22 protein-coding genes are annotated in these 22,972 nt (G+C 62.8%); 21 read left to right on the top strand and 1 reads right to left on the bottom strand.

Going from position 1 to position 22,972, the window contains the following annotated elements:
- The first annotated feature begins 5 nt into the window (after window positions 1–5).
- From slmA to NOX35_RS23495, 12 genes are all read left to right on the top strand, one after another.
- A complete protein-coding gene (gene slmA, locus NOX35_RS23550) occupies window positions 6–701 on the top strand; it encodes a nucleoid occlusion factor SlmA (RefSeq protein ID WP_034362795.1) in 696 nt (231 codons plus the stop codon).
- 187 nt (window positions 702–888) lie between these two features.
- Complete coding sequence (locus tag NOX35_RS23545; RefSeq protein ID WP_256494918.1) at window positions 889–1,683, top strand: TetR/AcrR family transcriptional regulator; 795 nt, start codon at window positions 889–891, stop codon at window positions 1,681–1,683.
- Window positions 1,684–1,758: 75 nt separating this feature from the next.
- On the top strand, window positions 1,759–3,555 hold the full coding sequence (locus NOX35_RS23540; protein WP_256494917.1) for an acyl-CoA dehydrogenase C-terminal domain-containing protein: 1,797 nt from the start codon (window positions 1,759–1,761) through the stop codon (window positions 3,553–3,555).
- Between the two features lie 87 nt (window positions 3,556–3,642).
- Window positions 3,643–4,086, top strand: coding sequence for a DUF2147 domain-containing protein (locus NOX35_RS23535; RefSeq protein WP_182284644.1), 444 nt, complete (start codon window positions 3,643–3,645; stop codon window positions 4,084–4,086).
- Window positions 4,087–4,168: 82 nt separating this feature from the next.
- Window positions 4,169–6,592, top strand: a complete 2,424-nt coding sequence (locus NOX35_RS23530) for a 3-hydroxyacyl-CoA dehydrogenase/enoyl-CoA hydratase family protein (protein ID WP_256494915.1) — start codon at window positions 4,169–4,171, stop codon at window positions 6,590–6,592.
- Between the two features lie 173 nt (window positions 6,593–6,765).
- Complete coding sequence (locus tag NOX35_RS23525; protein ID WP_182284642.1) at window positions 6,766–7,962, top strand: acetyl-CoA C-acyltransferase; 1,197 nt, start codon at window positions 6,766–6,768, stop codon at window positions 7,960–7,962.
- Window positions 7,963–7,976: 14 nt separating this feature from the next.
- Complete coding sequence (locus NOX35_RS23520) at window positions 7,977–8,942, top strand: alpha/beta fold hydrolase (RefSeq protein WP_182284641.1); 966 nt, start codon at window positions 7,977–7,979, stop codon at window positions 8,940–8,942.
- Window positions 8,943–8,979: 37 nt separating this feature from the next.
- Complete coding sequence (locus NOX35_RS23515) at window positions 8,980–9,813, top strand: acyl-CoA thioesterase II (protein ID WP_182284640.1); 834 nt, start codon at window positions 8,980–8,982, stop codon at window positions 9,811–9,813.
- Window positions 9,814–9,859: 46 nt separating this feature from the next.
- Window positions 9,860–10,654, top strand: coding sequence for an enoyl-CoA hydratase (locus NOX35_RS23510; RefSeq protein ID WP_182284639.1), 795 nt, complete (start codon window positions 9,860–9,862; stop codon window positions 10,652–10,654).
- Window positions 10,655–10,688: 34 nt separating this feature from the next.
- Complete coding sequence (locus tag NOX35_RS23505) at window positions 10,689–10,895, top strand: hypothetical protein (RefSeq protein ID WP_256494912.1); 207 nt, start codon at window positions 10,689–10,691, stop codon at window positions 10,893–10,895.
- Window positions 10,896–10,914: 19 nt separating this feature from the next.
- Window positions 10,915–11,427 carry a thioesterase family protein gene (locus tag NOX35_RS23500; RefSeq protein ID WP_256494910.1) on the top strand — a complete coding sequence of 171 codons (513 nt, stop codon included), beginning with the start codon at window positions 10,915–10,917 and terminating at the stop codon, window positions 11,425–11,427.
- Window positions 11,428–11,667: 240 nt separating this feature from the next.
- Complete coding sequence (locus NOX35_RS23495) at window positions 11,668–12,318, top strand: polymer-forming cytoskeletal protein (protein WP_256494908.1); 651 nt, start codon at window positions 11,668–11,670, stop codon at window positions 12,316–12,318.
- Window positions 12,319–12,386: 68 nt separating this feature from the next.
- On the opposite strand, the gene NOX35_RS23490 is transcribed toward NOX35_RS23495, so the two are convergent.
- Complete coding sequence (locus NOX35_RS23490) at window positions 12,387–12,854, bottom strand: acyl-CoA thioesterase (RefSeq protein ID WP_029158370.1); 468 nt, start codon at window positions 12,852–12,854, stop codon at window positions 12,387–12,389.
- A 212-nt stretch (window positions 12,855–13,066) separates the two neighbouring features.
- Between NOX35_RS23490 and NOX35_RS23485 the strand changes: the two genes are divergently transcribed.
- The 9 genes from NOX35_RS23485 (at window position 13,067) to NOX35_RS23445 (ending at window position 22,704) form a co-directional block, all read left to right on the top strand.
- A complete protein-coding gene (locus NOX35_RS23485; RefSeq protein WP_256494906.1) occupies window positions 13,067–13,558 on the top strand; it encodes a hypothetical protein in 492 nt (163 codons plus the stop codon).
- The gene (locus NOX35_RS23480) at window positions 13,516–15,345 is read left to right on the top strand and encodes an ABC transporter ATP-binding protein/permease (RefSeq protein WP_182284635.1); all 1,830 of its coding nucleotides are present in this window, start codon (window positions 13,516–13,518) and stop codon (window positions 15,343–15,345) included. The genes NOX35_RS23485 and NOX35_RS23480 overlap by 43 nt, the downstream gene beginning before the upstream one ends.
- Window positions 15,346–15,528: 183 nt before the next feature.
- Window positions 15,529–16,293: a GntR family transcriptional regulator gene (locus tag NOX35_RS23475; RefSeq protein ID WP_182284634.1), complete on the top strand. Its 765-nt coding sequence runs from the start codon at window positions 15,529–15,531 to the stop codon at window positions 16,291–16,293.
- 81 nt (window positions 16,294–16,374) lie between these two features.
- Window positions 16,375–17,451, top strand: coding sequence for an aromatic ring-hydroxylating dioxygenase subunit alpha (locus NOX35_RS23470; RefSeq protein ID WP_256494905.1), 1,077 nt, complete (start codon window positions 16,375–16,377; stop codon window positions 17,449–17,451).
- 107 nt (window positions 17,452–17,558) lie between these two features.
- Window positions 17,559–18,038, top strand: coding sequence for a MarR family winged helix-turn-helix transcriptional regulator (locus NOX35_RS23465; protein ID WP_182284632.1), 480 nt, complete (start codon window positions 17,559–17,561; stop codon window positions 18,036–18,038).
- Between the two features lie 161 nt (window positions 18,039–18,199).
- Entirely contained in the window at window positions 18,200–19,558 is a 1,359-nt protein-coding gene (locus tag NOX35_RS23460; RefSeq protein WP_256494904.1) for an MFS transporter, read from the top strand.
- Between the two features lie 14 nt (window positions 19,559–19,572).
- Entirely contained in the window at window positions 19,573–20,652 is a 1,080-nt protein-coding gene (locus NOX35_RS23455) for a Rieske 2Fe-2S domain-containing protein (RefSeq protein WP_256494903.1), read from the top strand.
- 30 nt (window positions 20,653–20,682) lie between these two features.
- Complete coding sequence (locus NOX35_RS23450) at window positions 20,683–21,651, top strand: PDR/VanB family oxidoreductase (RefSeq protein WP_256494902.1); 969 nt, start codon at window positions 20,683–20,685, stop codon at window positions 21,649–21,651.
- Between the two features lie 111 nt (window positions 21,652–21,762).
- The gene (locus NOX35_RS23445; RefSeq protein WP_256494901.1) at window positions 21,763–22,704 is read left to right on the top strand and encodes a 2-hydroxyacid dehydrogenase; all 942 of its coding nucleotides are present in this window, start codon (window positions 21,763–21,765) and stop codon (window positions 22,702–22,704) included.
- The last annotated feature ends 268 nt before the right edge of the window (window positions 22,705–22,972 follow it).

Here is a 22,972-nt window from a genome sequence, read left to right as displayed (position 1 = left end):
CGCCTATGTCTGAGTCTGAAGTCCTGTCGCCTGTTTCCAATATTGAAAATCCCGCGGAGGACAGTCCTGCCGCTCCCGCCATGGCTCCTGCGCGCAAGCGTCCCAAGCCCGGTGAACGCCGCGAGCAAATCCTGCAGGCATTGGCCTCCATGCTGGAAAAGCCGGGCGCGGACCGCATTACCACGGCGGCCCTGGCTGCCCATTTGAGCGTGAGCGAGGCGGCTCTGTACCGTCACTTCGCCAGCAAGGCCCAGATGTTCGAAGGCCTGATCGAGTTCATCGAGCAGTCCGTCTTCACGCTGGTGCAGCAGATCGTGGGCCGTGATGTGCCCGACGCTGCGCATGATCCGGTCACGGGCGTGCGCAATGCCAACCGCGTGGTGGCATTGCTGCTGCAGTTCGGCGAAAAGAATCCCGGCATGGTGCGCGTGATGGTCGGCGACGCCATTGTTTTCGAGCACGAGCGTCTGCAGACCCGCATGAACCAGTTCTTTGACCGTATCGAGTCCACCTTGCGTCAATGCCTGCGCCCTGCCGCAGGCGCCATGGGCTCTGCTGCACCGACGGCCGAAGCATCGGTGGCGGCCAGTGTGCTGACTTCGTTTGCGCTGGGACGTCTGCAGCGCTATGCCCGCTCGGGCTTCCGCCGCCTGCCCACCGAACACCTGGATGCCAGCCTGGCCATGATGGTCGTGGTCTGAGTCTCTTCCCGGACAATCCTTCAGGAACGCCGCAGTCCTTGGACTGGCGGCGTTTTTTGTGGTCGGCTGCCGGGAGAAAGTCCGCGAGAAACCAGGGCAGGAGGGGCTAAGTATTTACCCTTGATGGATTCAAAACCGGCCGGAAATTGTGCAAAATAGAACGAACGTTCGTTTTATTGAGAGTTTCATGGCCTCGTCCTCTGCTTCCCGTTCTTCAACTTCGCCCGCAGGTCGGGATGTGGCGCACCCGGCTGGTCGCGGGGGGGCTGCGAGCAGTAAGACCAGCGCAAAGTCTCGCAAGCTGCACGCCGAGGCGCAAGCTGTGGTTAGCCCCAGTAAGGCCGTGGAGGGGGTTGCCACCAAGTCTGCGGGCCGATCACTCGCAAAAGGTCAGCAAACCAAGGCCACGATTGTCGAGGCTGCGCTCAATCTGGCCACCCATATCGGCCTTGAAGGCCTGTCCATTGGCGCGATTGCCGAACTCACGGGCATGAGCAAATCAGGTGTGTTTGCCCATTTCGGCTCGCGTGAGGAATTGCAGATTTCCGTGGTGCACGAGTACCACGACCGTTTCGAGCAGGAAGTCTTCTATCCTGCCATCGAGGCGCCGCGCGGCATTCCGCGTCTGCGCGCGCTGTTTGGCAACTGGATGAAGCGCACCTCCATAGAGATCGACTCCGGCTGCATCTATATCAGCGGAGCGGTGGAGTTTGACGATCGCACGGGGCCGGTGCGCGATGCGCTGGCCGAGTCCGTCAGCACCTGGCTGGCCGCCATGCGCCGCACCATTGTGCAAAGCCAGGAATGCGGCGATCTGCGTGCCGATGCCGATGCCAGCCAGTTGCTGTTTGAAATTCACGGCCTGATTCTTGCCCTGCATTACGAGGCGCGCTTTCTGCACAGCGAGGGCTCGATAGAGCGGGCTCATGCAGGCTTCAACAACATTCTGGCGCGCTATGCCAGCGAGCCGCCAGCCGCCTGACGCCATTCACAACCCGCGTCAGTTCCAACCCCAAAAGCAAACCGTTCAACGCGCAACCATCACAGGAGACGACAAATGCCCAGCTACACCCCGCCACTGCGTGACATGCAATTCCTTATGCACGAGGTCTTCAAGGTCACCGAAACCTATCAGCAGATTCCCAAGTACGCGGAGGTCGATGCCGACACCATCAACGCGGTGGTCGAGGAGGCGGGAAAGTTTGCGGCCAATGTCACGTTTCCCTTGAATATCTCCGGCGACGAAGAGGGCTGCACGCTGAACAAGGAGACCCACGAGGTCACCACGCCCAAGGGCTTCAGGCAGGCGTATGCGCAGTTCATCGAGGGTGGCTGGCCGGCACTGTCCTGCGATCCGGAGTATGGCGGCCAGGGCCTGCCCTTCGTGCTCAATTCGGCGCTTTATGAAATGCTCAACAGCGCCAATCAGGCCTGGACCATGTATCCCGGTCTGTCGCATGGCGCCTATGAGGCTCTGCATGCCTATGGCACGCCGGAGCAGAAGAAGACCTATCTGGGCAAGCTGACCAGCGGCGAGTGGACCGGCACCATGTGCCTGACCGAGCCCCATTGCGGCACCGACCTGGGCCTGCTGCGCACCAAGGCCGAGCCGCTGGCGGACGGCAGCTACAAGATCACCGGCAACAAGATCTTCATCTCGGCCGGCGAGCATGACTTCACCAGCAACATCGTGCACCTGGTGCTGGCGCGTCTGCCCGATGCGCCCGTCGGCTCCAAGGGCATCAGCCTGTTCGTCGTGCCCAAGTTCAAGGTGCAGGCCGATGGTTCGCTGGGCGAGCGCAACCCGATTTTCTGCGGTGCTCTGGAGCACAAGATGGGCATTCACGGCAATGCCACGGCCCAGATCAATATCGACGGCGCCATCGGCACCCTGGTGGGCGAGCCCAACAAGGGTCTGCAGGCCATGTTCGTGATGATGAACGCGGCCCGTCTGGGCGTGGGCAACCAGTCGCTGGGACTGACCGAGGTGGCCTACCAGAATGCGCTGGCCTATGCCAAGGATCGCCTGCAGATGCGCAGCCTGTCGGGCGTGAAGGCCAAGGACAAGCCGGCCGACCCCATCATCGTCCACCCCGATGTGCGCCGCATGCTGCTCACGGCCAAGGCCTATGCAGAAGGCGGCCGCGCGCTGTCCACCTTCTGCGGCCTGCTGCTGGACAAGGAGCTGCACCACCCCGACGAGAAGGTGCGCAAGGACAGCGGCGAGCTGGTGGCCCTGCTGACGCCCATCGTCAAGGCCTTCATCACCGACAACGGCTGGGCGGCGACGACCCTGAGCCAGCAGGTCTTCGGCGGCCACGGCTTCATCAAGGAATGGGGCATGGAGCAGTTTGTGCGCGATGCGCGCATCAACATGATCTACGAAGGCACGAACGGCATCCAGGCGCTGGATCTGCTGGGTCGCAAGATCCTGGGCAACCAGGGCGCGACGCTCAAGAAGTTCGGCAAGCTGATCGCCCAGTTGGTGGAAGAAGAAGGCGTCAACGAGAAGATGAGCGAGTTCATCACGCCCATTGCCGTGCTGGGCGAGCAGATGACCAAGTTCACCACCGAGATCGGTTTCAAGGGCATGCAGAACCCCGACGAAGTCGGCGCAGCCGCCGTGGACTATCTGCGTGTGGCCGGCCATCTGGTCTTTGGCTACCTGTTTGCCCGCATGGCCCAGGTGGCGCTGCGCGAGATCGCGGCCGGCAATGCAGATCCCTTCTACCAGGGCAAGCTGCAGACCGCGCGCTTTTACTTCGCCAAGCTGTTCCCCGAGACGGCGACGCTGATGCGCACCGCGCGCGCCGGCAGCCAGTCGCTAATGGACAGCGACGCGGCCCTGGCCTGATGCTGCGCAGGCGCATGCTGCTTCGCTATTGAAAGAGTAGCTTCATGCGCCTATTCATACCTTGTTTTGAATATAAAGGACTCGGAAATGAAGAAGATCAAAGCGGTAGCAGCTCTTGTACTGGTAGCGGGCAGCATGTCGGCCGCCTGGGCGCAGATGTCGCCCGTAGGCACCTGGCGCAGCATGGATGAAAAGGAAAACACGCCCAAGGCGCAGGTGAAGATCACCGAGGCCGGCGGCGTGGTCACAGGCAAGGTCGAGGCCCTGCTGCGCAAGGGCGCAGACCCGAATGCGCTGTGCACCGAGTGCAAGGACGAGCTCAAGGACAAGCCCGTGGTGGGCATGACGCTGATCAGCGGCGTCAAAAAGGTCGAGGGCAAGGAGGTCTGGGAAGGTGGCAGGATTCTCGATCCCGAAAACGGCAAGACCTATACCGTGCGCCTGACGCCCGTCAATGAAGGCCAGAAGCTGGAGGTGCGTGGCTCCATCGGTCCTTTCTGGCGTACCCAGACCTGGATTCGCGTTCAGTAAATCTCAAGACAAAAAACAGCCAGCGCCCCAGTCCCGTGTTTTGTCCGTGGCAAGGCCGCTGGCCCTTAATGGAACATAGCTCATGTCCCGATTCAATGTGAAAAAAGTCGCCGTGCTGGGCGCGGGCGTGATGGGCGCGCAGATCGCCGCCCATCTGGTCAACGTCAAGGTGCCGGTCATTTTGTTTGACCTGCCCGCCAAGGAAGGCTCCAAGAGCGGCATTGCAGAGCGTGCCATTGCCAATCTCAAGAAGCTCAAGCCTTCGCCTATCGGTGTGGCCGATGATGTGGAGCTGATCCAGGCGGCCAACTACGAAGAGCATATGAAGCTGCTCAAGGGCTGCGATCTGGTGATCGAGGCCATTGCCGAGCGCATGGACTGGAAGCTGGACCTGTATCACAAGATCGCGCCCTTCGTCGCCAAGCATGCGCTGCTGGCGTCCAATACCTCGGGCCTGTCGATCACCAAGCTGTCCGAGGCCTTGCCCGACGCCATCAAGCCGCGCTTTTGCGGCATCCACTTCTTCAACCCGCCGCGCTATATGCAGCTGGTGGAGCTGATCAACACGCCCACCACGCAGGCCGAGGTGCTGGATCAGCTTGAAGCCTTTGTCACCAGCACGCTGGGCAAGGGCGTGGTGCGTGCGCATGACACGCCCAACTTCATCGCCAACCGCATCGGCATTGCCGGCATGCTGTCCACCATGAAGGAAGTCGAGAACTTCGGCCTGTCCTTCGACGTGGTGGACGATCTCACGGGCAAGAAGCTGGGCCGTGCTTCCTCGGGCACTTTCCGCACTGCCGACGTGGTGGGTCTGGACACCATGGCCCATGTCGTCAAGACCCTGCAGGACAATCTGAGCCTGGAGACCGACCCCTTCTACGGCAGCTTCGGCACGCCGCCCGTGCTGGCCAAGCTGATCGAGCTGGGCAACCTGGGCCAGAAGACCAAGAAGGGCTTCTACAAGAAGGTCGGCCGCGACATCTTCCAGTTCGAGCTCGACAGCGAGGACTACATTCCCGCAGGCGGCAAGGCCGACGAGGTCTACGGCCGCATGCTCAAGAAGCCCGCTGCAGAGCGACTCAAGCTGCTGCGCAATGCCGAGGGCAAGGAGGGGCAGTTCCTCTGGGCCATTCTGCGCAACAGCTTCCACTATGCCGCCGTGCACCTGCAATCCATTGCCGATTGCGCACGCGATGTGGACCAGGCCATGCGCTGGGGTTTCGGCATGAAGCAGGGCCCGTTCGAGCTGTGGCAGGAAGCCGGCTGGCTGGAGGTGGCCAGGATGGTGCAAGAGGACATCGACGCCGGCAAGGCGCTGTGCAAGGCGCCGCTGCCCCAGTGGGTCTTCGAAGGTCCGGTGGCCGAGGCCGGCGGCGTGCATACGGGCAATGGCTCGTGGAGTCCTGCGCAGAACAGGTTCGTGCCGCGCCGTGTGCTGCCGGTGTACGAGCGCCAGCTGTTCCCCGAGAAACTGCTGGGTGAAACCGATCTGCCCGACTGGCAGACGGCTGGCACGACGATTGCCGAAACCAGGGCGCTGCGCACCTGGACGCTGGACGAGGATGGGAGCCCCTCCGGTAAGCGGGTCTTGATTGCCAGCATCAAGAACAAGATGCACGCCATCAGCCCCGAAGTCATGGAAGGCCTGATGGAGGCGGTGGATACGGCCGAGAGCGACTTCGACGCCATGGTCATCTGGTCCGGCGATGCGCCTTTCAGCGTGGGCGCCGACCTGGAGGCCACCATGCCTGCCTTTGTGATCGGTGGAGCGGACGCCATCGAGAGCATCGAGCAGGAGCTGCAGAACCTGATGCTGCGCCTGCGTTATGCACAGGTGCCCGTGGTGTCGGCCATTCACGGGCTGGCGCTGGGCGGCGGCTGCGAGATGGCGGTGTACTCGGCGCGCCGCGTGGCCCATATGGAAAGCTATATCGGCCTGGTGGAAGTCGGCGTGGGTCTGGTTCCCGGCGCCGGCGGCCTGACCTATATCGCCCGCCGCGCTGCCGAAAATGCCGCCACCAGCACCGGCAAGGATTTGCTGCCCTTCCTGACCGAAGGCTTCACGGCTGCGGCCATGGCCAAGGTGGGCACCAGCGCGCTGGAGTCGCGCAAGCTCGGCTATCTGCTGGACAGCGACATCATCGTGGCCCACAAGGACGAGGTGCTGTTTGTCGCCATCAACGAAGCCAAGTCCATGGCGGCTGGCGGCTGGCGTGCGCCGCACAAGCGCAGCTTCCCCGTGGCGGGCCGCAGCGGCCAGGCCACGATCAAGGGCTCGCTGGTCAATATGCGCGATGGCGGCTTCATCAGCGAGTTCGACCAGCATATTGCGGGCCTGATCGCCAATGTGGTCTGCGGCGGCGATGTCGATGCCGGCACGCTGGTGGATGAGGCCTATCTGATGAGCCTGGAGCGCAAGGCTTTCTGCCATCTGATTGCCCACCCCAAGACCCATGAACGCATTCTCGGAATGCTCAACACTGGCAAACCGGTACGCAATTGATATGAGCATCCCCCTGAGTCGCTGCGCGCCTTCCCCCTTCTCTCGCTTTGCGGGAAGGGGCGCCAGCAACGCCGCGGGGCGGCCCTTGCTCGCTGGCTGCTGATATGCGCCGCGAAGCAATTGAAGCCTTGCACACAGGTTAAAGAGCTAAGAGACAACCAAGGAATTTGGTCATGAAACAAGTACAAGACGCCTATATCGTTGCTGCCACGCGCACGCCCATCGGTCGCTCGCACAAGGGTTTTTTCCGCAACTACCGTCCCGACGATCTGCTGGCCACCACGCTCAAGGCGGCGCTGGCCCAGGTGCCTGGCCTGGACCCCAAGGCGATCGAGGATATCGTCTGCGGCTGCGCGATTCCCGAAGCCCAGCAGGGCCTGAACGTGGCGCGTATCGGTGCCGTGCTGGCGGGACTGCCCACCAGCATCGGCGGCATCACCGTCAACCGTTTCTGTGCCTCCGGCCTGTCGGCCGTAGCCATGGCGGCGGACCGCATCCGCGTCGGTGAAGCCGATGTGATGGTTGCCGCCGGCGTGGAGAGCATGAGCATGGTGCCCATGATGGGCAATGCGCCCAGCCTCTCGCCCAGCATCTTCGAGCGCGATGGCGATGTGGGCATTGCCTACGGCATGGGCCTGACGGCGGAGAAGGTGGCCCAGCAGTGGAAGGTCTCGCGCGAGGCGCAGGATGCGTTTGCACTCGAATCGCACCGCCGCGCGATTGCGGCGCAGCAGGCCGGCGATTTCGCGGCCGAGATCACGCCGATCGAAGTCACCGACCGCACGCTGAACATCGCCACGGGCGAGACCGTGGCCAGCACGCGCACCGTGAGTCTGGACGAAGGCCCGCGCCCCGATACCAGCCTCGAAGGTCTGGCCAAGCTGCGCACCGTGTTTGCAGCGCGCGGCACGGTCACGGCGGGCAATAGCTCGCAGACCAGCGACGGTGCGGGCGCGCTGATCATTGCCAGCGGCGATGCCGTCAAGCGCTTTGGCCTGACGCCGCTGGCGCGCTTCGTCAGCTATGCCAGCAAGGGCGTGCCGCCCGCCATCATGGGCATTGGCCCTATCGAGGCCATTCCCGCCGCGTTGCGCTATGCGGGTCTCAAGCAGGACGATATCGACTGGTACGAACTCAACGAGGCCTTTGCAGCACAGTCCCTGGCCGTCATCAACACCCTGGGCCTGGACCAGAGCAAGGTCAACCCCATGGGCGGCGCGATTGCCTTGGGCCATCCCCTGGGGGCGACCGGCGCCATCCGCGCCGCAACCGTGGTCCATGCGCTGCAACGCAAGCAGCTCAAGTACGGCATGGTGACCATGTGCGTGGGCATGGGTCAGGGCGCGGCCGGCATTTTCGAGCGCGTCTGAACGCCGCAGCTGCCATGCAGACCGCCCAGTCGCAAGCCTCCGTGCAGGTTCCGGTACAAGCCGCCGTGCAATGGACGGAGATGGCCTTGCCCATCTCCGTGGGTTCGGCCCATCTGGTGCTGCGCCAGTGTCAGCCCAGGGCGACAGCGCCGCTGGCGCAGGTGGTGGTGGCTGGCGCCATGGGCGTGCAGCAAAGCTATTACCAGGCCTTTGCCCGCTGGCTGGCGGAGCACGGCTATGGCGTCACGACCTTCGACTACCGTGGCCATGGCCTGTCGCTGCAAGTGCCGTTGCGCGACGCCAGGGCCGACCTGCTGGATTGGGCCAAGGACTGCGAACTGGTGGCAGCGCATCTCAAGCAGCAGTTTCCCCTGCAGCCGCTGATCTGGATCGGTCATAGCGTGGGCTCGCAATTGCCGGGCCTGGCCTCCATTCCCCTGCCCATCAACGGCTTGCTGTCCGTTGGCAGCGGCAGCGGCTACTGGCGCGACAACGCTGCGCCAACCAAGCGCATGGTCCGGCTGTTCTGGTGGGGCGTCGCTCCGCTGGTCACTGCCTTGTACGGCGCGTTTCCCGGGCGCAAGCTGGGCATCGTGGGCGATCTGCCGGCAGGCGTGATCTGGCAATGGCGTCGCTGGTGCCTGAATCCTTTGTACGCCATGGGGGTGGAGGGGCGTTGGGCGGCCGAGGCCTATGCGGCAGCCCACTACCCCTTGCATGCGCTGTATTTCGAGGATGACGAAATGATGTCGCTGGCCAGCGTGCAATCGCTGGTGGACTGGTACAAAAGTGCGCCCAGCACGCTGGAGCGAGTGGACCCGAGGCTGGCTCCTGCCGGACGCATAGGCCATCTGGGGTATTTCAAGGAAGAGATGCGTGAGCTACTGTGGCAGCCCCTGTTGCCATTGCTGCAGAGCTGGCGCGACGGTGACCGTGGCCCAGGCAAACCCTTGTTCGGGCCGCTTGAGTCACCTGTTTGACGGCTTTCATTCCCGCCCTTGGGCAACACTGCCAATCATGAGCACAGACCTCCACCCCTTTGATCGTGCCGTGGCGCTGAGCGCTACGGGAGTGCCCAATCAGTACCAGGGAACGGCCTCGCCCGATTACTGGAATATGGTCGGCCCTTACGGCGGCATCACGGCGGCCAGCCTGGTGCAGGCCATTCAGCAACATCCGCAGTGCCTGGGCGATCCGCTGTCCATCACCGTCAACTATGCGGCAGCCGTGGGGCCGGGTGCTTTCGAGATCGACGCCAACCCGGTGCGAACCAACCGCTCCACCCAGCACTGGCTGCTGACGATTACCCAGTCCGATGCCCAGGGCCAGCCGCAGATCGTGACCACGGCCACGGCCGTGACTGCGGTACGCCGTCAGACCTGGAGCGTCAGCGATATGCCCATGCCCGAGGTCCGGGCTGCCGCCGAGGTGGAGCGCGTGCCGCCGCTGTTCAAGGCCTCAGAGTGGCTGACCCGCTATGAGATGCGATTTGTGGACGGAATCCTGCCGCGTGAGGAGGACGGGGCCGAGCGCGACAGCCTGACGCGGCTCTGGGTGAGAGACAATCCGCCGCGTCCGCTGGATTTCGCGTCGCTGGCTGCGGTCTCCGACGTGTTCTTTCCGCGGGCGTGGCTGCGTCGCTCCAAGCGCGTGCCAGCGGGTACGGTGTCCATCACGGTCTACTTCCATGCCGGACGCGAGGAACTGGCCGAGGCGGGCGACGGACTGCTGCTGGCGCAGGCGCGCGGGCAGGAGTTCCGCAACGGCTTTTTTGACCAGACGGCCCAGCTGTGGAGCCAGTCCGGCCAGATGCTGGCGACCAGCCACCAGATTGTTTACTACAAGGAATAGCGCGCCGAGACCGGCAAGCTGTTCACATCATTCACAAGGCAAGATCATGAGCAATACCCAGGATAGCCAGGACATCCTGGTGCACACCGAAGAGGGCGTGTGCACCATCACCTTCAACCGTGCGGCGAAGAAGAACTCCTTCACCGAGGCCATGTATACCCAGATGGCGGATGCATTGGCCGCCGCCAAGGTTGACGCAGGCGTGCGCGTGGTGGTGTTTCAGGGCGACATCGCCATCTTCAGCGCAGGCAACGATATTGCGGACTTCCTGAAGCAGGCCTCAACCCCCGGTGCAATGGGGGCCGATGCGCCCGTGTGGCGTTTCCTGCAGGAAGTCTCGTCCTTCCCCAAGCCTCTGATTGCTGCCGTCTGTGGTCCGGCCGTGGGCATTGGCACCACACTGCTGCTGCACTGCGATCTGGTCTATGCCGGCGATAACGCCGCATTCTCGCTGCCCTTCATCAACCTGGGCGTATGCCCCGAAGCTGCATCCAGCCTGCTTTTGCCCCAGATGCTGGGTTATCACCGCGCCGCCGAAGCCTTGCTGCTGGGCGAGCCCTTCATGGCAGAAGCCGCTCTGGAGGTAGGCCTGATCAACCGCGTGGTGCCGCCCAGCGAATGCAATGCCGTGGCACAGGCCCAGGCCAGGAAGCTGGCGCGCAAGCCCCTGTCCTCGCTGATCGAGACCAAGCGCCTGATGAAGGGCGGCCAGGCCAAGGCAGTGGGCGAGCGTATCGTGGAAGAAGGCGCAGTCTTCGCCCGCATGCTGCGCGAGCCTGCGGCCAAGGAAGCACTGACGGCTTTCATGGAAAAACGCCACCCTGACTTCAGCCAGTGCTGAAGTCAGGCATTGCGGCAGCAAGGTGAGCGCAGCGATGGGTGGCGATTTCGCCAAAAACGCCACCCTGACTTCAGCCAGTGCTGAAGTCAGACATTGCGGCAGCAAGGCGAGCGCAGCGATGGGTGGCGGTTTTACCCAAAGCGTCATCCTGATTTCGGCATGCGCCGAATCCAGCTCAGTTTCGCCAGCTTGTACCAGTGCCGATCTGAGAATCGCCCGTTGCAGGGCGATTTTTCTTTGACCGTTTTTCAGGATTGCCTATGACATCCAGGCCCGTACCGTCCCTCAATTCAGCGCAGGAGGCTGCCGAGGCCGTGCAGTTCGAGCCGGAGTTCATCTCCGGCTTGCGCGAGATCTTTGAAACGCGCGTGGCCTTCAATCAGACCATAGGGCTCAAGATCGGCGAGATCACGCCCACGCTGGTGCAGGGGCGTATCGCCATGCGACCTGATCTGATCGGACATTCGGCCTATCAGCGCATTCATGGCGGCGTGATCAGCGCCGGCCTGGATTCCATGGGCGGGCTGGCAGTGATGGCGGCCATTGCGGCCAAGCATATGGACGATACGCCCGCGCAAAGACTGCATCGTTTTTCCCGGCTGGGCACGATCGATCTGCGTGTGGACTATATGCGTCCCGGCATCGGCAGGGAATTTCTGCTCACTGCCAGAGTGCTGCGCCTGGGCTCGCGGGTGGCGAACACCCAGATGGAGTTTCTGTCGATGGATGGCGAGCTGCTGTCTACCGGCACAGCGGCCTATATCGTCTCTTGACGATCTCTGAAACGAGAGCATAAAGCGCCAGCGAAATATGGACTGGCAGCAAAAAGTGTTCAAAGACAGGCAAGTGAACGCTTGCCCGGATGCAGCCAAATCTTTCATTGTGTGAGATCAGGCAATGCATGCAAGTAACTGAAACTTGTGAAAGCTTTGCTTACCGTTATTGCGAGATGACGGTAAATGTTGCTACTTATGCTGCATAGGATGGCACTTTCTGACTAGGAGATTCCTGCCATGGCTGTGCAAAACCCGTTCTTCGGCAAACGCGATAACGATAACTTTCCTTCACGCAGTTCCGTCACCGGGCTTTCGACAGCGAATAGCGCTGCGACATCGGGCACCAGCTCCCTGAGTAATGCGGGCCTCGGCACGGCACCATCCAGCCCCATGCGTGCGGCTGCGACTGCAGCTCCCACCGCGCCTGTTGCTGAGGAAAACGGAGGCAGCAAGCTGACCGTCGGTCCGAACATCAAGCTCAAGGGTGTGGAAATCACGGACTGCGACACCTTGGTCGTGGAAGGAACGGTCGAGGCGACCATGAACTCCCGCGTCATCAAGATTGCCGAGCAGGGGGCGTTTCACGGCACGGCCGAGATCGATATTGCAGAAATCCACGGCAAGTTCGACGGCACCCTCACGGTGCGTGAAAAGCTGGTGATCTATGGCTCCGGCAAGGTCAGCGGAACGATCCGCTATGGCAAGGTGGTGATCGAAGAGGGTGGCGAGCTGACGGGACAGATCGAAGCGGGAACCCGTTCCGGCACCAGCAGTGCCAGCAATGCCTCCGCTTCGGCCTGGAGCAAGAGCAGTGCCGGCAGCACCAGCAGTCAGGTGGGGACTGTGGCCAGCAGCACCGAAACGACGGGTAGCGCTGCAGTCGTCTGAATCTCTGCGCACAGCCTATGAAAAAAGCGACCTTCAGGGGTCGCTTTTTTCATGCTCGATGACGTGTATCAGCTCTTGGCGGCTGCCTGAGCCTGGATTTTTTCACGCCAGGCACGTGTTTGCTCGGTATCCGGCAGAGACTGGGGCTTGCCGGTAGCATCAATGGCCACATAGGTCAGGCGAGCCTCGGTCACCTTCACATATTTGCCTTGGTCGGAAAAGCGCTCGGCAAAGACTTCCACATCCACGGCGACCGAGGTGCGACCCACATGCTGCACGCCGGCATAAAAGGACAGAATGTCGCCCACGCGCACGGGTTGCTTGAAGATGAATTCGTTGACGGCCACGGTCACCATGCGGGTGTGGCTGATGCGCTGCGGCAGCACCGAGCCGGCCAGGTCCACCTGCGCCATGACCCAGCCACCGAAGATGTCGCCATTGGCATTGACATCGGCAGGCATGGGCACGACTTTGAGAACCAGTTCCTTGTCGGCGGGCAGGGCAACGCTGGGAAGGTCGGGCGAACGGGGGGGCATGGAAATCTGTGACACGAATGGAAAGATTGAATTGTCCCTCAACATCGGGTTTCTACCAGGTTGGCGAGAAAAAGCCACTAACGACGGTTCGGGCAAGTAAGTAGGGGGTAACTATGCAGCGGTGTTTGTGGTGGATCTTCGGATGCCTGAGTGTCGTGCTTGCGGCCTGCAGCAGCCATCCGGTAAAAGCCCCAATATTGGACAGAGACGCTGTGACATCTGCAACGCCGCTCAAGCCGCTTGTGCAGGCCGTGCAGCCCTCTTGCCATCCGGAACCCTTGACCGGCGCGGCAGCGCTGGCCGGTCCTTTCACTGCAATGACTCCCAGGCAGGCCCTGCAGGCCGGTGCGCTGAATGCGCGTGTCTGCTGGGCTGGCGGGCTGCGCACCATAGAGTCGGCCAGCGAGCAGCGCGATTGCATGGTTCTGCTGCATGCCGAGTTCAGCGAGCAGGGCTTTCTGACCTGGCCGCGCGAGGCAAGCTTCTTCAAGGCCTGCGGTGCTGGCTCCTATGACAGACAGTTGCTGCAGCCCTTCACCCTGGTCTGGGTGAGCGCAAAAGTGACGGGACAGGCAGAATTCGCGGGTACCCAGATTCCCGTCATAGAAATAGACGCCCTCTACCGCGGCTCCGACTGCCTGCAGGGCGACACAGCCCCACAATGCGTTCACAGTTACCTGCAACCCCAGAAGAAGCCGCGGTAGCGGCAAACCAGTCAGACGGCGCCACGCTGCGTCGCCTCTTTCCCTATATCTGGCGCTACAAATGGCATGCGCTGGCAGCGCTGGTGTTCATGATCTGCGCCAAGCTGGCCAATGTGGGCGTGCCCATCCTGCTCAAGCATCTGGTCGATGCGCTGGATATCAAGCCCGGGCAGGCGCAGGCCGTGCTGGTGGTCCCCGTGGGTCTGCTGGCGGCCTATGGATTGCTGCGCTTTTCCTCGACCATGTTCACCGAACTGCGGGATCTGGTCTTTTCCAAGGCCACGCAGGGCGCATCGCGCTCGATCGCGCTGTCGACCTTCGAGCATCTGCATGCCCTGAGCCTGCGCTTTCACCTGGAGCGCCAGACCGGTGGCATGACGCGGGACATCGAGCGCGGCGTGCGCAGCACCGAGTCGCTGATCTCGTATTCGCTCTACTCCATCCTGCCCACGCTGATTGAGATGGCGCTGGTGCTGGGCATTCTGGCCGTGCGTTTCGACATCTGGTTTGCCGTCATCACGCTGGCAGCGCTGGTGTTCTATATCGGCTTCACGGTTACCGTGACAGAGTGGCGCACCCGCTTCAGAAAAGAGGCCAATGCCCAGGAGTCGGCGGCCCATACCAAGGCCATTGATTCGTTGCTGAACTACGAGACCGTCAAGTACTTCAACAACGAGCAGTTCGAGTCCGCGCGCTATGACGAGAACCTTGAAAACCTGCGCCGCGTGCGGCTCAAGAGCCAGACCACGCTGTCCATGCTCAACTGCGGCCAGCAGCTCATCATCGGAGCAGCGCTGGTGGCCATCCTGTGGCGGGCCACGCAGGGCGTGGTCGACGGCAGGCTGACGCTGGGCGATCTGGTCATGATCAATGCCTTCATGATCCAGCTCTATATCCCGCTGAATTTTCTGGGCGTGATCTATCGCGAGATCAAGCAGAGCCTGACCGACCTGAACCGCATGTTCACGCTCATGGACAAAGAGCGCGAAGTGGCCGATGCGCCTGGCGCACAGCCCTTGCAGATCACCAATCCTCCGCCCGAGGTGCGCTTTGAAAACGTGCAGTTCGCCTACGATAGCGCGCGGCCCATACTGCATGATGTGAGCTTCACCATTCCTGCAGGCAAGACCGTGGCCGTGGTCGGCCCCTCGGGTTCGGGCAAGAGCACGCTGGCGCGTCTGCTGTTTCGCTTCTATGACGTGCAGGGCGGCCATGTGCGCATTGCCGGACAGGACATACGCACGGTGACCCAGAGCAGCGTGCGCCATTGCGTGGGCATTGTTCCGCAAGACACGGTGCTGTTCAACGACACGGTGGCCTACAACATCGCCTATGGCCAGCCGGGCGCCACGCAGGAGCAGGTGGTTGCAGCGGCCAAGGCTGCGCGCATTCATGACTTCATCGAGCGCACGCCCCAGGGCTATGCCACGCGTGTGGGCGAGCGCGGTCTCAAGCTCTCGGGCGGTGAAAAGCAGCGCGTGGCGATTGCGCGCACCCTGCTCAAGAACCCGCCGATCCTGATCTTCGACGAAGCGACTTCGGCATTGGACAGCGCCAACGAGCGCGCCATCCAAAACGAGCTGCGCAGCGCGGCGCAAGGCAAGACCTCGCTAGTCATTGCCCACCGCCTGTCCACCGTGGTCGAGGCGCATGAAATCCTGGTCATGGACAGCGGCCGCATCATCGAGCGCGGCACGCACGAAGAGCTGCTTGCCGCCGGAGGGCGCTACTCCAGCATGTGGAATATGCAGCTCAACCAGGCGGAGTCATCGGAGATTCCTGCCTGAGTGCGGTCACCTTTTGCCAGACGTTTGATAAGCCACCTTCGGGTGGCTTTCTTTTTTGACGGCTTTGCTTGTATGTATACATGTTGTTAGGTGTTTACCCTTGGAATTGCAATTAAATCGCTGTTTTTTGATTTTTATGTATACATTTCTTCCGTCTGCCAAAAACTAAATACCCCGCGAGACATGCCACCCTCCATTGCCCCCGCTGCTGCAGCGGAAGAAAACCATTCCCAGGTCGTGAAGGCGCAGTTGCAGCTGCGCGAAATGATTCTTGCCGGCGAGATGGCGGCCGGCGAGCGCATCTCCGAGCTGGTGCTGGCGGAGCGTCTGGGCATCTCCCGTACTCCCATACGCGCAGCGCTGATGCGGCTTGAGCAGGAGGGCATGCTGGAAGCCACGGCTGGCGGGCGCGGCTACAAGGTGCGCGTGCTGTCCGAGGCCGATGTGTCGGACGCCATCGAGCTGCGCGGAACGCTGGAAGGCCTGGCGGCGCGCATGGCGGCCGAGCGCGGGGTGGATGAGGCCCTGCTGGCGCGAGCCACGCGCTGTCTGGATGCCATCGACCGTGTGCTGGATGCCCAGAACTGGGGCGACGAAGCGTTTTCCGCCTATGTGGCCCTGAACTCCGAATTTCACGACATCCTGCTGGAGATGTCGGGCAGCAGCTTCATGCAGCGCGAGCTGGAGCGGGTCAAGCGCCTGCCCTTTGCCTCCCCCTCGGGCTTTGTGGTGGCCGACTCCGAGTCGCCGCGCGCCCTGCGCAGCCTGATGCTTGCGCAGGAGCAGCACCGCGAAGTGATAGACGCGATCGAGCACCGCGAAGGCGCGCGTGCCGAGGCGCTGATGAAAGAGCACTCGCGCATTGCGCGGCGCAATCTGCGCGAAGCCATGCGCTCGCCCGAGACCACGCGCGTACCCGGTGCGCAACTGATTCGCGCCAGCCGCTGACGGCCGGTCCGAGGCCGTCGCTCGGCGCAGCAGACTGCCCCCGCACCAGACACTGACGATAAATACAAGGAGACACCCAAGATGAGCAAGCAAGCACAGCCCACCTATCCTCGCAACACCTGGTATGTCGCTGCCACGGCTGCCGAAGTCACGGACAAGCCGCTGGGGCGCCAGATCTGTGGTGAGCGCATGGTTTTCTACCGCGCCCAGGAAGGCAAGATGGCCGCCGTCGAGGATTTCTGCCCGCACCGCGGCGCGCCGCTGTCGCTGGGCCGCGTCTGCGAAGGCAAGCTGGTCTGTGGCTACCATGGGCTGGAGATGGGCTGCGACGGCAAGACGGTTGCCATGCCCGGTCAGCGCGTGCGCGGCTTTCCTGCGATCAAGAGCTATCCGGTGGAAGAGCGTTACGGCTTTGTCTGGGTCTGGCCAGGCGACAAGGAGGCGGCCGATGCGGCGCTGATCCCGGATCTGCAATGGCATGACAACCCCGAGTGGGCCTATGACGGAGGCCTGTTCCACATCAAGGCCGACTATCGCCTGATGATCGACAACCTCATGGACCTGACCCATGAGACCTATGTGCATGCCAGCAGCATCGGTCAGGCCGAGATCGACGAGACGCCCTGCAAGACCGAGGTCATAGGCGACAGCGAGGTGGTCACCAGCCGCTTCATGGAGAACATCGAGGCGCCTCCGTTCTGGAAGATGGCTCTGCGCAGCAATGGCCTGGCCGATGAAGTGCCTGTGGACCGCTGGCAGGTCTGCCGCTTCACCCCTCCCAGCCATGTGCTGATCGAAGTGGGTGTGGCACATGCCGGCAAGGGCGGCTATGACGCCGCGGACGAGCACAAGGTCTACAGCATGGTGGTGGACTTCATCACGCCCGAGACCGATGGCAGCATGTGGTACTTCTGGGGCATGGCGCGCAAGTTCAATCCCGGCGATGCATCGGTGACGGCGGCCATCAAGCAGGGCCAGCACAAGATCTTCAGCGAAGACCTGGAGATGCTGGAGCTGCAGCAGCGCAATCTCGAGGACTATCCGCAGCGTCAGCTGCTCAAGCTCAATATCGATGCCGGCGGCGTGCAGTCGCGCAAGATCATCGAGCGCCTGATTGACGAGGAAAAAAACGAGTCGGGCGTTGCGGCGCTGGCTTGAGCGGCGGCAGGCGGGGCAGATCATGTCTGTAGATGGAGTAATCTTGCAGCTCCCCGAATCGGAGTCAGCGTTGTCCATAGTCAGCGCTGCCCTTGCTACGCTGCTGCATGGAATCGCCCACCACACCCAACCCGCTTTCCCTGGATCTCTACGACCAGCCAGGTCATCTGATTCGACGAGCCCAGCAGATTGCTGCGCTGCTGTTTCGAGAAGTGCTGGGCCCCGATGTGACGCCGGTTCAGTACGCCATCCTGCGCATGCTGCAAGAGTCTCCGGGCATCGACCAGGTGACGCTGGCGCGTCTTGTCGCACTCGACAACTCGACCACGGCCGATATCGCTGCGCGTCTGGAAAGCAAGGGCTGGATTCATCGCGAGCTGCTGCCAAGGCGTCAGCGCCGTTTGAGTCTGACCACCGAGGGCGAAGCCATGCTGGCCGCATTTGTGCCCAATGTCTACGAGCTGCAGCAGCGCATGCTTTCCGCGCTGGAGCCCGAGGAGCAGGCGGAGTTCAAGCGCCTGCTGCGCAAGTTCGTGCAGTTGCACGACAGCACTGAAACCGGCGAGCAAGCGGCGATCAACGGCTAGCAGCCCGTTCTGGCGCGGCGGCTTCACCACGATCACGCCGGCCAGCGCCGGCTGTGAACCGGCACGACTAGGGAATCCACTTGTGCTGGATCAAGGTTTCATTCAGTAAACTGAATGTGATTCAGTATGCTGAATGAATGATAAGAAACAAGGAGACAACGATGGAACAGGATTTGCGCGCGCATCTGGACCAGCGGCCCATGACGACCTTCCAATGGTCGGTCATCGCGGTATGCATGGCCCTGAACATGATTGATGGTTTTGACGTGCTGGTGATGGCCTTCACGGCTTCGGCGGTGTCCGGGCACTGGAAGCTCAGCGGCTCGGAGCTGGGCTTTTTGCTCAGTGCCGGCCTCTTCGGCATGGCCGCAGGTTCGCTGCTGCTGGCGCCCATGGCCGACAGGCTGGGGCGCCGTCCCCTGATCCTGCTGTGCCTGGCCGTGTCCGGGCTGGGCATGCTGGCGTCGGCCTGGAGCCAGACGCCCACGCAGCTGGCGGTGCTGCGCGTGATCACGGGCCTGGGCGTGGGCGGCATTCTGGCGTGCAGCAATGTGATTGCCAGCGAATATGCCTCGCTGCGCTGGCGCAGTCTGGCGGTCACGCTGCAATCGACCGGCTATGCGCTGGGCGCGACCATCGGCGGCAGTATCGCGGTCTGGCTGCTCGCGCACCATGGCTGGCGTTCCGTCTTCATGTTCGGCGGCTTTTCCACGCTCGCGGTGCTGGTTCTGGCCTGGTTTGCCTTGCCCGAGTCACTGGACTTTCTGCTGGTCAAGCGGCCCGCCAATGCGCTGCAGCGTCTCAATGCACTGATCCGCAAGATGGGCCTGCCCGCACTGGGCTCCCTGCCTCAGGCCGTGGTTGCAGGCAGTGGCGAAAGCAAGCGCATGGGCCCTTTGCAGCTGCTGTCTCCCCAGTTGCTGCGCCCTACGGTGCTGGTCTGGCTGTCCTTCTTCTCGGTGATGTTCGGCTTCTATTTCGTGATGAGCTGGACGCCCAAGCTGCTGGCGGCCTCGGGCCTGACGCCCGAGCAGGGCGTGACCACGGGCGTGCTGCTGAGCCTGGGCGGCATTCTCGGTGCGACCTTGCTGGGCCTGCTGGCGGCGCGCTTTGCGATTCACCGTGCGCTGGCGGTCTTCATGCTGGTGACGGCAGTGCTGCTGTGCTTTCTGGTGGGAAGCTCCGGTGCGCTGTGGATGTCGTACACGCTGGCCTTCCTGATCGGCGTGTTCGTGAATGCCTGCGTGGCCGGCCTCTATGCGATTGCGCCGGTGGTCTACGGCAGCGATGTGCGCGCCACCGGTGTGGGCTGGGGCATAGGCATCGGCCGCATCGGTGCGATTGTGTCGCCGCTGGTGGCCGGCGGCCTGCTGGATGCGGCCTGGTCGCCCGATCAGCTGTACCTGGGTTATGGCATGGCGTTTGTTCTGGCTGCCGTCATCGTGTCCATGCACCGCATTGCCGGCCCGCAGGCTGCAGACAGGCGCGCTGTGTCCGAGACAGTTGCAGCCGCTCATTGACCAGGGAGACTTCGATGAACCAGACTTCTCAACCCATGAACGCGGCCGTGCCGGCCTTTCCGCTGGATCAATGGTATGTGGCAGGCTTTGCCTGGGAGCTGAAGGAGCAGCCGGTGGCGCGCACCTTGCTGGGCCAGCCCGTGGTCTTGTTCCGCACGGCGGATGGTCGGGTCGCGGCGCTGGAGGATCGCTGCTGCCACCGCGAGCTGCCGCTGTCCTGCGGTACGGTGGAGGCTGCGGGTCTGCGCTGCGGCTACCATGGCCTGCTCTTCAGCCATGAGGGGCAGTGCCTCGAAATACCGGGCCAGGAACGGATTCCGGCCAAGGCCTGCGTGAAGTCCTTCGAGCTGCGCGAGCGCGACCAGATTCTCTGGATCTGGATGGGCGCGACGCCGGATTCCGTGCCGGGCACCGAGCCGCCGGCCTACGCCGTGCACAGCGACCCGCAATACCGCTTTGGCGGTGGCGTGTACCACTACGACGCACCGTACCAGCTGATTCACGACAACCTGCTGGATCTGAGCCATCTGGGCTATGTGCATCTCAAGACCATCGGCGGCAACGCCAGGGTCCATATGAACGCGGATCTCAAGGTCAGCCAGGACGGGGACAGCGTGAAGGTCGTGCGCTGGATGCCGGACTCCGATCCCCCGCCCACCTATGCGCAGGCCTGGCCTTTTCAGGGCCGCATCGACCGCTGGCAGGAAGTGGAATTCCACCCCTCGCATGTGCGTATCTGGACCGGTGCCATGGATGCCGGCCAGGACAGGCTGGACAATCCGGCGCGCGAAGGATTCCATATGCGCGGCTTTCACGGCGTGACCCCGGAGACGGAGACCAGCGCGCATTACTTCTGGACGATTGCGACCAATCCGCATCCGCAGATGCAGGACACGACACAGCTGGTGATCGATCAGACGGCGGCCACTTTCGAAGAAGACAAGGTGGTCATCGAAGCCCAGTTCCGCAACCAGCAACGCTTTGGCTCACGCGCCGTGGTGGATATCCACGTGGATGTGGGTCCCAATCGTGCGCGGCGCGTGATCGAGAGGCTGCGCCAGGCCGGTGCGCAAGCAGCGCAGGCGGTGGCCTAGCGACGCAAAAGGAAAAGAGAAGTACCCGAGATGAAGAGTGAAACCACGTTCGAGGTGCGCATTGCGCACAAGCAGGAGCAGGCAGCCGGTATCTGCAGCCTGGAATTGCGGGCTCTGGAAGGCAGCAGCCTGGTGCCGTTCAGTGCGGGGGCGCACATCGATGTGCACCTGCCCGGGGGGCTGGTGCGCCAGTACTCGCTGAGCAACGATCCCGCAGAGCTGGATCGCTATGTGATTGCCGTGCTGCGCGAGCCCGCCTCGCGCGGTGGCTCGGCGGCCGTGCACGAGCAGCTGCAGGCCGGCCAGCAGATCACCATCAGCCAGCCGCGCAACCATTTCCAGCTGCATGCGCCGGCCCGCAAGCACCTGCTGCTGGCAGGCGGCATAGGCATCACGCCGATTCTGGCCATGGCGCGCAAGCTGGCGCGTGACGGTGCGGATTTCGCCTTGCACTACTGCGGCCGCTCGCGTGAACGCATGGCGTTTGCCCAGACCATCGAGGCTGCGCAATGGGCCGCCAGGGCGCAGATCCATGTGGATGACGTGAATGGAAAGTCGTCGCTGGGCTTGAGCGAATTGCTGCAGCAAAGAGAGCAGGGTCAGCATCTGTATGTGTGCGGGCCCAAGGGCTTCATGGACGCCGTGCTCGACACGGCACGGCAGGCGGGCTGGCCTGCCGAGCAGTTGCACTACGAGTTCTTTGCTGCCGAAGTGGAGCACCGCGACGACGACGAGAGCTTCGAGGTGGAAGTCGCCAGCACCGGCCAGGTGGTGCGTGTCACGCCGGCGCAGACCGTGGTGCAGGCGCTGGAGTCCATCGGCGTCTGCGTCCAGACTTCATGCGAGCAGGGCGTCTGCGGAACCTGCCTGACGCGCGTCATCTCGGGCCAGCCCGATCACCGCGATATGTATCTGACGGAAGACGAGCAGGCGGCCAACGACCAGTTCCTGCCTTGCTGCTCGCGTGCCAAGTCCGGTCGCCTGGTGCTGGATCTGTGAAGGGCGGATCGGGCAGGCTTTGACCATGCACGGGCAGGGCTGGCGCAGCATGCTCAAAATAGGCTTTTTCCATGAAAGCGCTGTGTGAAGCCAGAGCGCTGTGTTCCCGCCATGAAGCCTGCCCTGCTAGTTCTGAATCTCCAGGTCCCCGCCCATCTGCAGCAGATGGAGCAGACCTTTGCCGACTTTGATGTGATCTATGCGCCTGATGCCGATCAGGCCGAGGCCGCAATCTCCGCCCACGGTGATCGCGTGCAATGCGTGTGCACGATTGGCGCGACGGGCCTGTCGGCCGCGCAGATGCAGCGCATGCCCGGGCTGTCGCTGGTCTGCGCCATGGGCGCGGGCTACGAGAACATCGACGTGGCCTATGCCAAGGCGCACGGGATTGCCGTCGGCAATGGCGTGGGCACCAACGACGACTGCGTGGCCGACCACGCCATGGGTCTGCTGATCGCCGCGGTGCGTGGCATCGTCAAGCTGGACAAGGCCACGCGCGCCGGCATCTGGCGCTCGGCCCTGCCGCTGCCGGCCAATGTCTCGGGCAAGCGCCTGGGCATCGTGGGTCTGGGCCAGATCGGCGCCAAGATCGCCAGGCGCGCGGCCGCCTTCGACATGCCCGTCGGCTATCACAACCGCAAGCCCCGCGAGGGCGTCGAGCACCAGTACTTTGATGATCTGCTGGCGCTGGCCACCTGGGCCGATGTGCTGCTGGTGGCCACGCCGGGAGGCGCAGCTACCCGCCATCTGATCGATGCCGAGGTGCTCGAGGCACTGGGCGAAAAAGGCGTGCTGGTGAATATCGCACGCGGCTCGGTGGTCGATACCCGGGCGCTGGCCGAAGCCGTGCGCGCAGGCCGTCTGGCCGGTGCCGGGCTGGATGTCTACGAAAGCGAGCCGCTGCCGCCGCAGGAGCTGATCGACCTTGACGCCGTGGTGCTGACGCCCCATGTGGGTGGCTGGTCGCCTGAGGCGGTGCAGAACTCGGTGGATCGCTTCATCGCCAATATGCGGAACCACCTGGACGGCAAACCGCTGGTTTCGCCAATCTGATGGCAAGCAATGTGTGCTATTAAATTGAAAGCTTTCTGCGCTTGATTTTCAAGGATTTCAGATAAATTTTTTGTTGAAATCATTTGTTAATAAGCGCTATCAGCTTTGATATGCATAGCAATAAGAAATCCCCGCGCAGATCGCTCTGGCGGGGATTTTGACTTTCTGCGGCGTCATGAAGCTGGCGCGGACCAAACCAGTGACACCAAGCAAGGGCCGCCCCGCAGCGAGGGTGTCGTCCCCCTCCCGAAGAGAAAGGGGGAAGCCG

The organism is Comamonas sp. C11, from assembly GCF_024496285.1.
Classification (GTDB): Bacteria; Pseudomonadota; Gammaproteobacteria; order Burkholderiales; family Burkholderiaceae_C; genus Comamonas; species Comamonas testosteroni_F.
The sequence above is the reverse complement of the archived record's forward strand: the minus strand, read 5'-3'. Positions and strand labels throughout refer to the sequence as shown.

Coding starts and splice junctions, on each gene's coding strand:
- slmA (WP_034362795.1), top strand. CDS start 6: ATGTCTGAGTCTGAAGTCCTGTCGCCTGTTTCCAATATTGAAAATCCC.
- NOX35_RS23545 (WP_256494918.1), top strand. CDS start 889: ATGGCCTCGTCCTCTGCTTCCCGTTCTTCAACTTCGCCCGCAGGTCGG.
- NOX35_RS23540 (WP_256494917.1), top strand. CDS start 1,759: ATGCCCAGCTACACCCCGCCACTGCGTGACATGCAATTCCTTATGCAC.
- NOX35_RS23535 (WP_182284644.1), top strand. CDS start 3,643: ATGAAGAAGATCAAAGCGGTAGCAGCTCTTGTACTGGTAGCGGGCAGC.
- NOX35_RS23530 (WP_256494915.1), top strand. CDS start 4,169: ATGTCCCGATTCAATGTGAAAAAAGTCGCCGTGCTGGGCGCGGGCGTG.
- NOX35_RS23525 (WP_182284642.1), top strand. CDS start 6,766: ATGAAACAAGTACAAGACGCCTATATCGTTGCTGCCACGCGCACGCCC.
- NOX35_RS23520 (WP_182284641.1), top strand. CDS start 7,977: ATGCAGACCGCCCAGTCGCAAGCCTCCGTGCAGGTTCCGGTACAAGCC.
- NOX35_RS23515 (WP_182284640.1), top strand. CDS start 8,980: ATGAGCACAGACCTCCACCCCTTTGATCGTGCCGTGGCGCTGAGCGCT.
- NOX35_RS23510 (WP_182284639.1), top strand. CDS start 9,860: ATGAGCAATACCCAGGATAGCCAGGACATCCTGGTGCACACCGAAGAG.
- NOX35_RS23505 (WP_256494912.1), top strand. CDS start 10,689: ATGGGTGGCGATTTCGCCAAAAACGCCACCCTGACTTCAGCCAGTGCT.
- NOX35_RS23500 (WP_256494910.1), top strand. CDS start 10,915: ATGACATCCAGGCCCGTACCGTCCCTCAATTCAGCGCAGGAGGCTGCC.
- NOX35_RS23495 (WP_256494908.1), top strand. CDS start 11,668: ATGGCTGTGCAAAACCCGTTCTTCGGCAAACGCGATAACGATAACTTT.
- NOX35_RS23490 (WP_029158370.1), bottom strand. CDS start 12,854: ATGCCCCCCCGTTCGCCCGACCTTCCCAGCGTTGCCCTGCCCGCCGAC.
- NOX35_RS23480 (WP_182284635.1), top strand. CDS start 13,516: ATGCGTTCACAGTTACCTGCAACCCCAGAAGAAGCCGCGGTAGCGGCA.
- NOX35_RS23475 (WP_182284634.1), top strand. CDS start 15,529: ATGCCACCCTCCATTGCCCCCGCTGCTGCAGCGGAAGAAAACCATTCC.
- NOX35_RS23470 (WP_256494905.1), top strand. CDS start 16,375: ATGAGCAAGCAAGCACAGCCCACCTATCCTCGCAACACCTGGTATGTC.
- NOX35_RS23465 (WP_182284632.1), top strand. CDS start 17,559: ATGGAATCGCCCACCACACCCAACCCGCTTTCCCTGGATCTCTACGAC.
- NOX35_RS23460 (WP_256494904.1), top strand. CDS start 18,200: ATGGAACAGGATTTGCGCGCGCATCTGGACCAGCGGCCCATGACGACC.
- NOX35_RS23455 (WP_256494903.1), top strand. CDS start 19,573: ATGAACCAGACTTCTCAACCCATGAACGCGGCCGTGCCGGCCTTTCCG.
- NOX35_RS23450 (WP_256494902.1), top strand. CDS start 20,683: ATGAAGAGTGAAACCACGTTCGAGGTGCGCATTGCGCACAAGCAGGAG.
- NOX35_RS23445 (WP_256494901.1), top strand. CDS start 21,763: ATGAAGCCTGCCCTGCTAGTTCTGAATCTCCAGGTCCCCGCCCATCTG.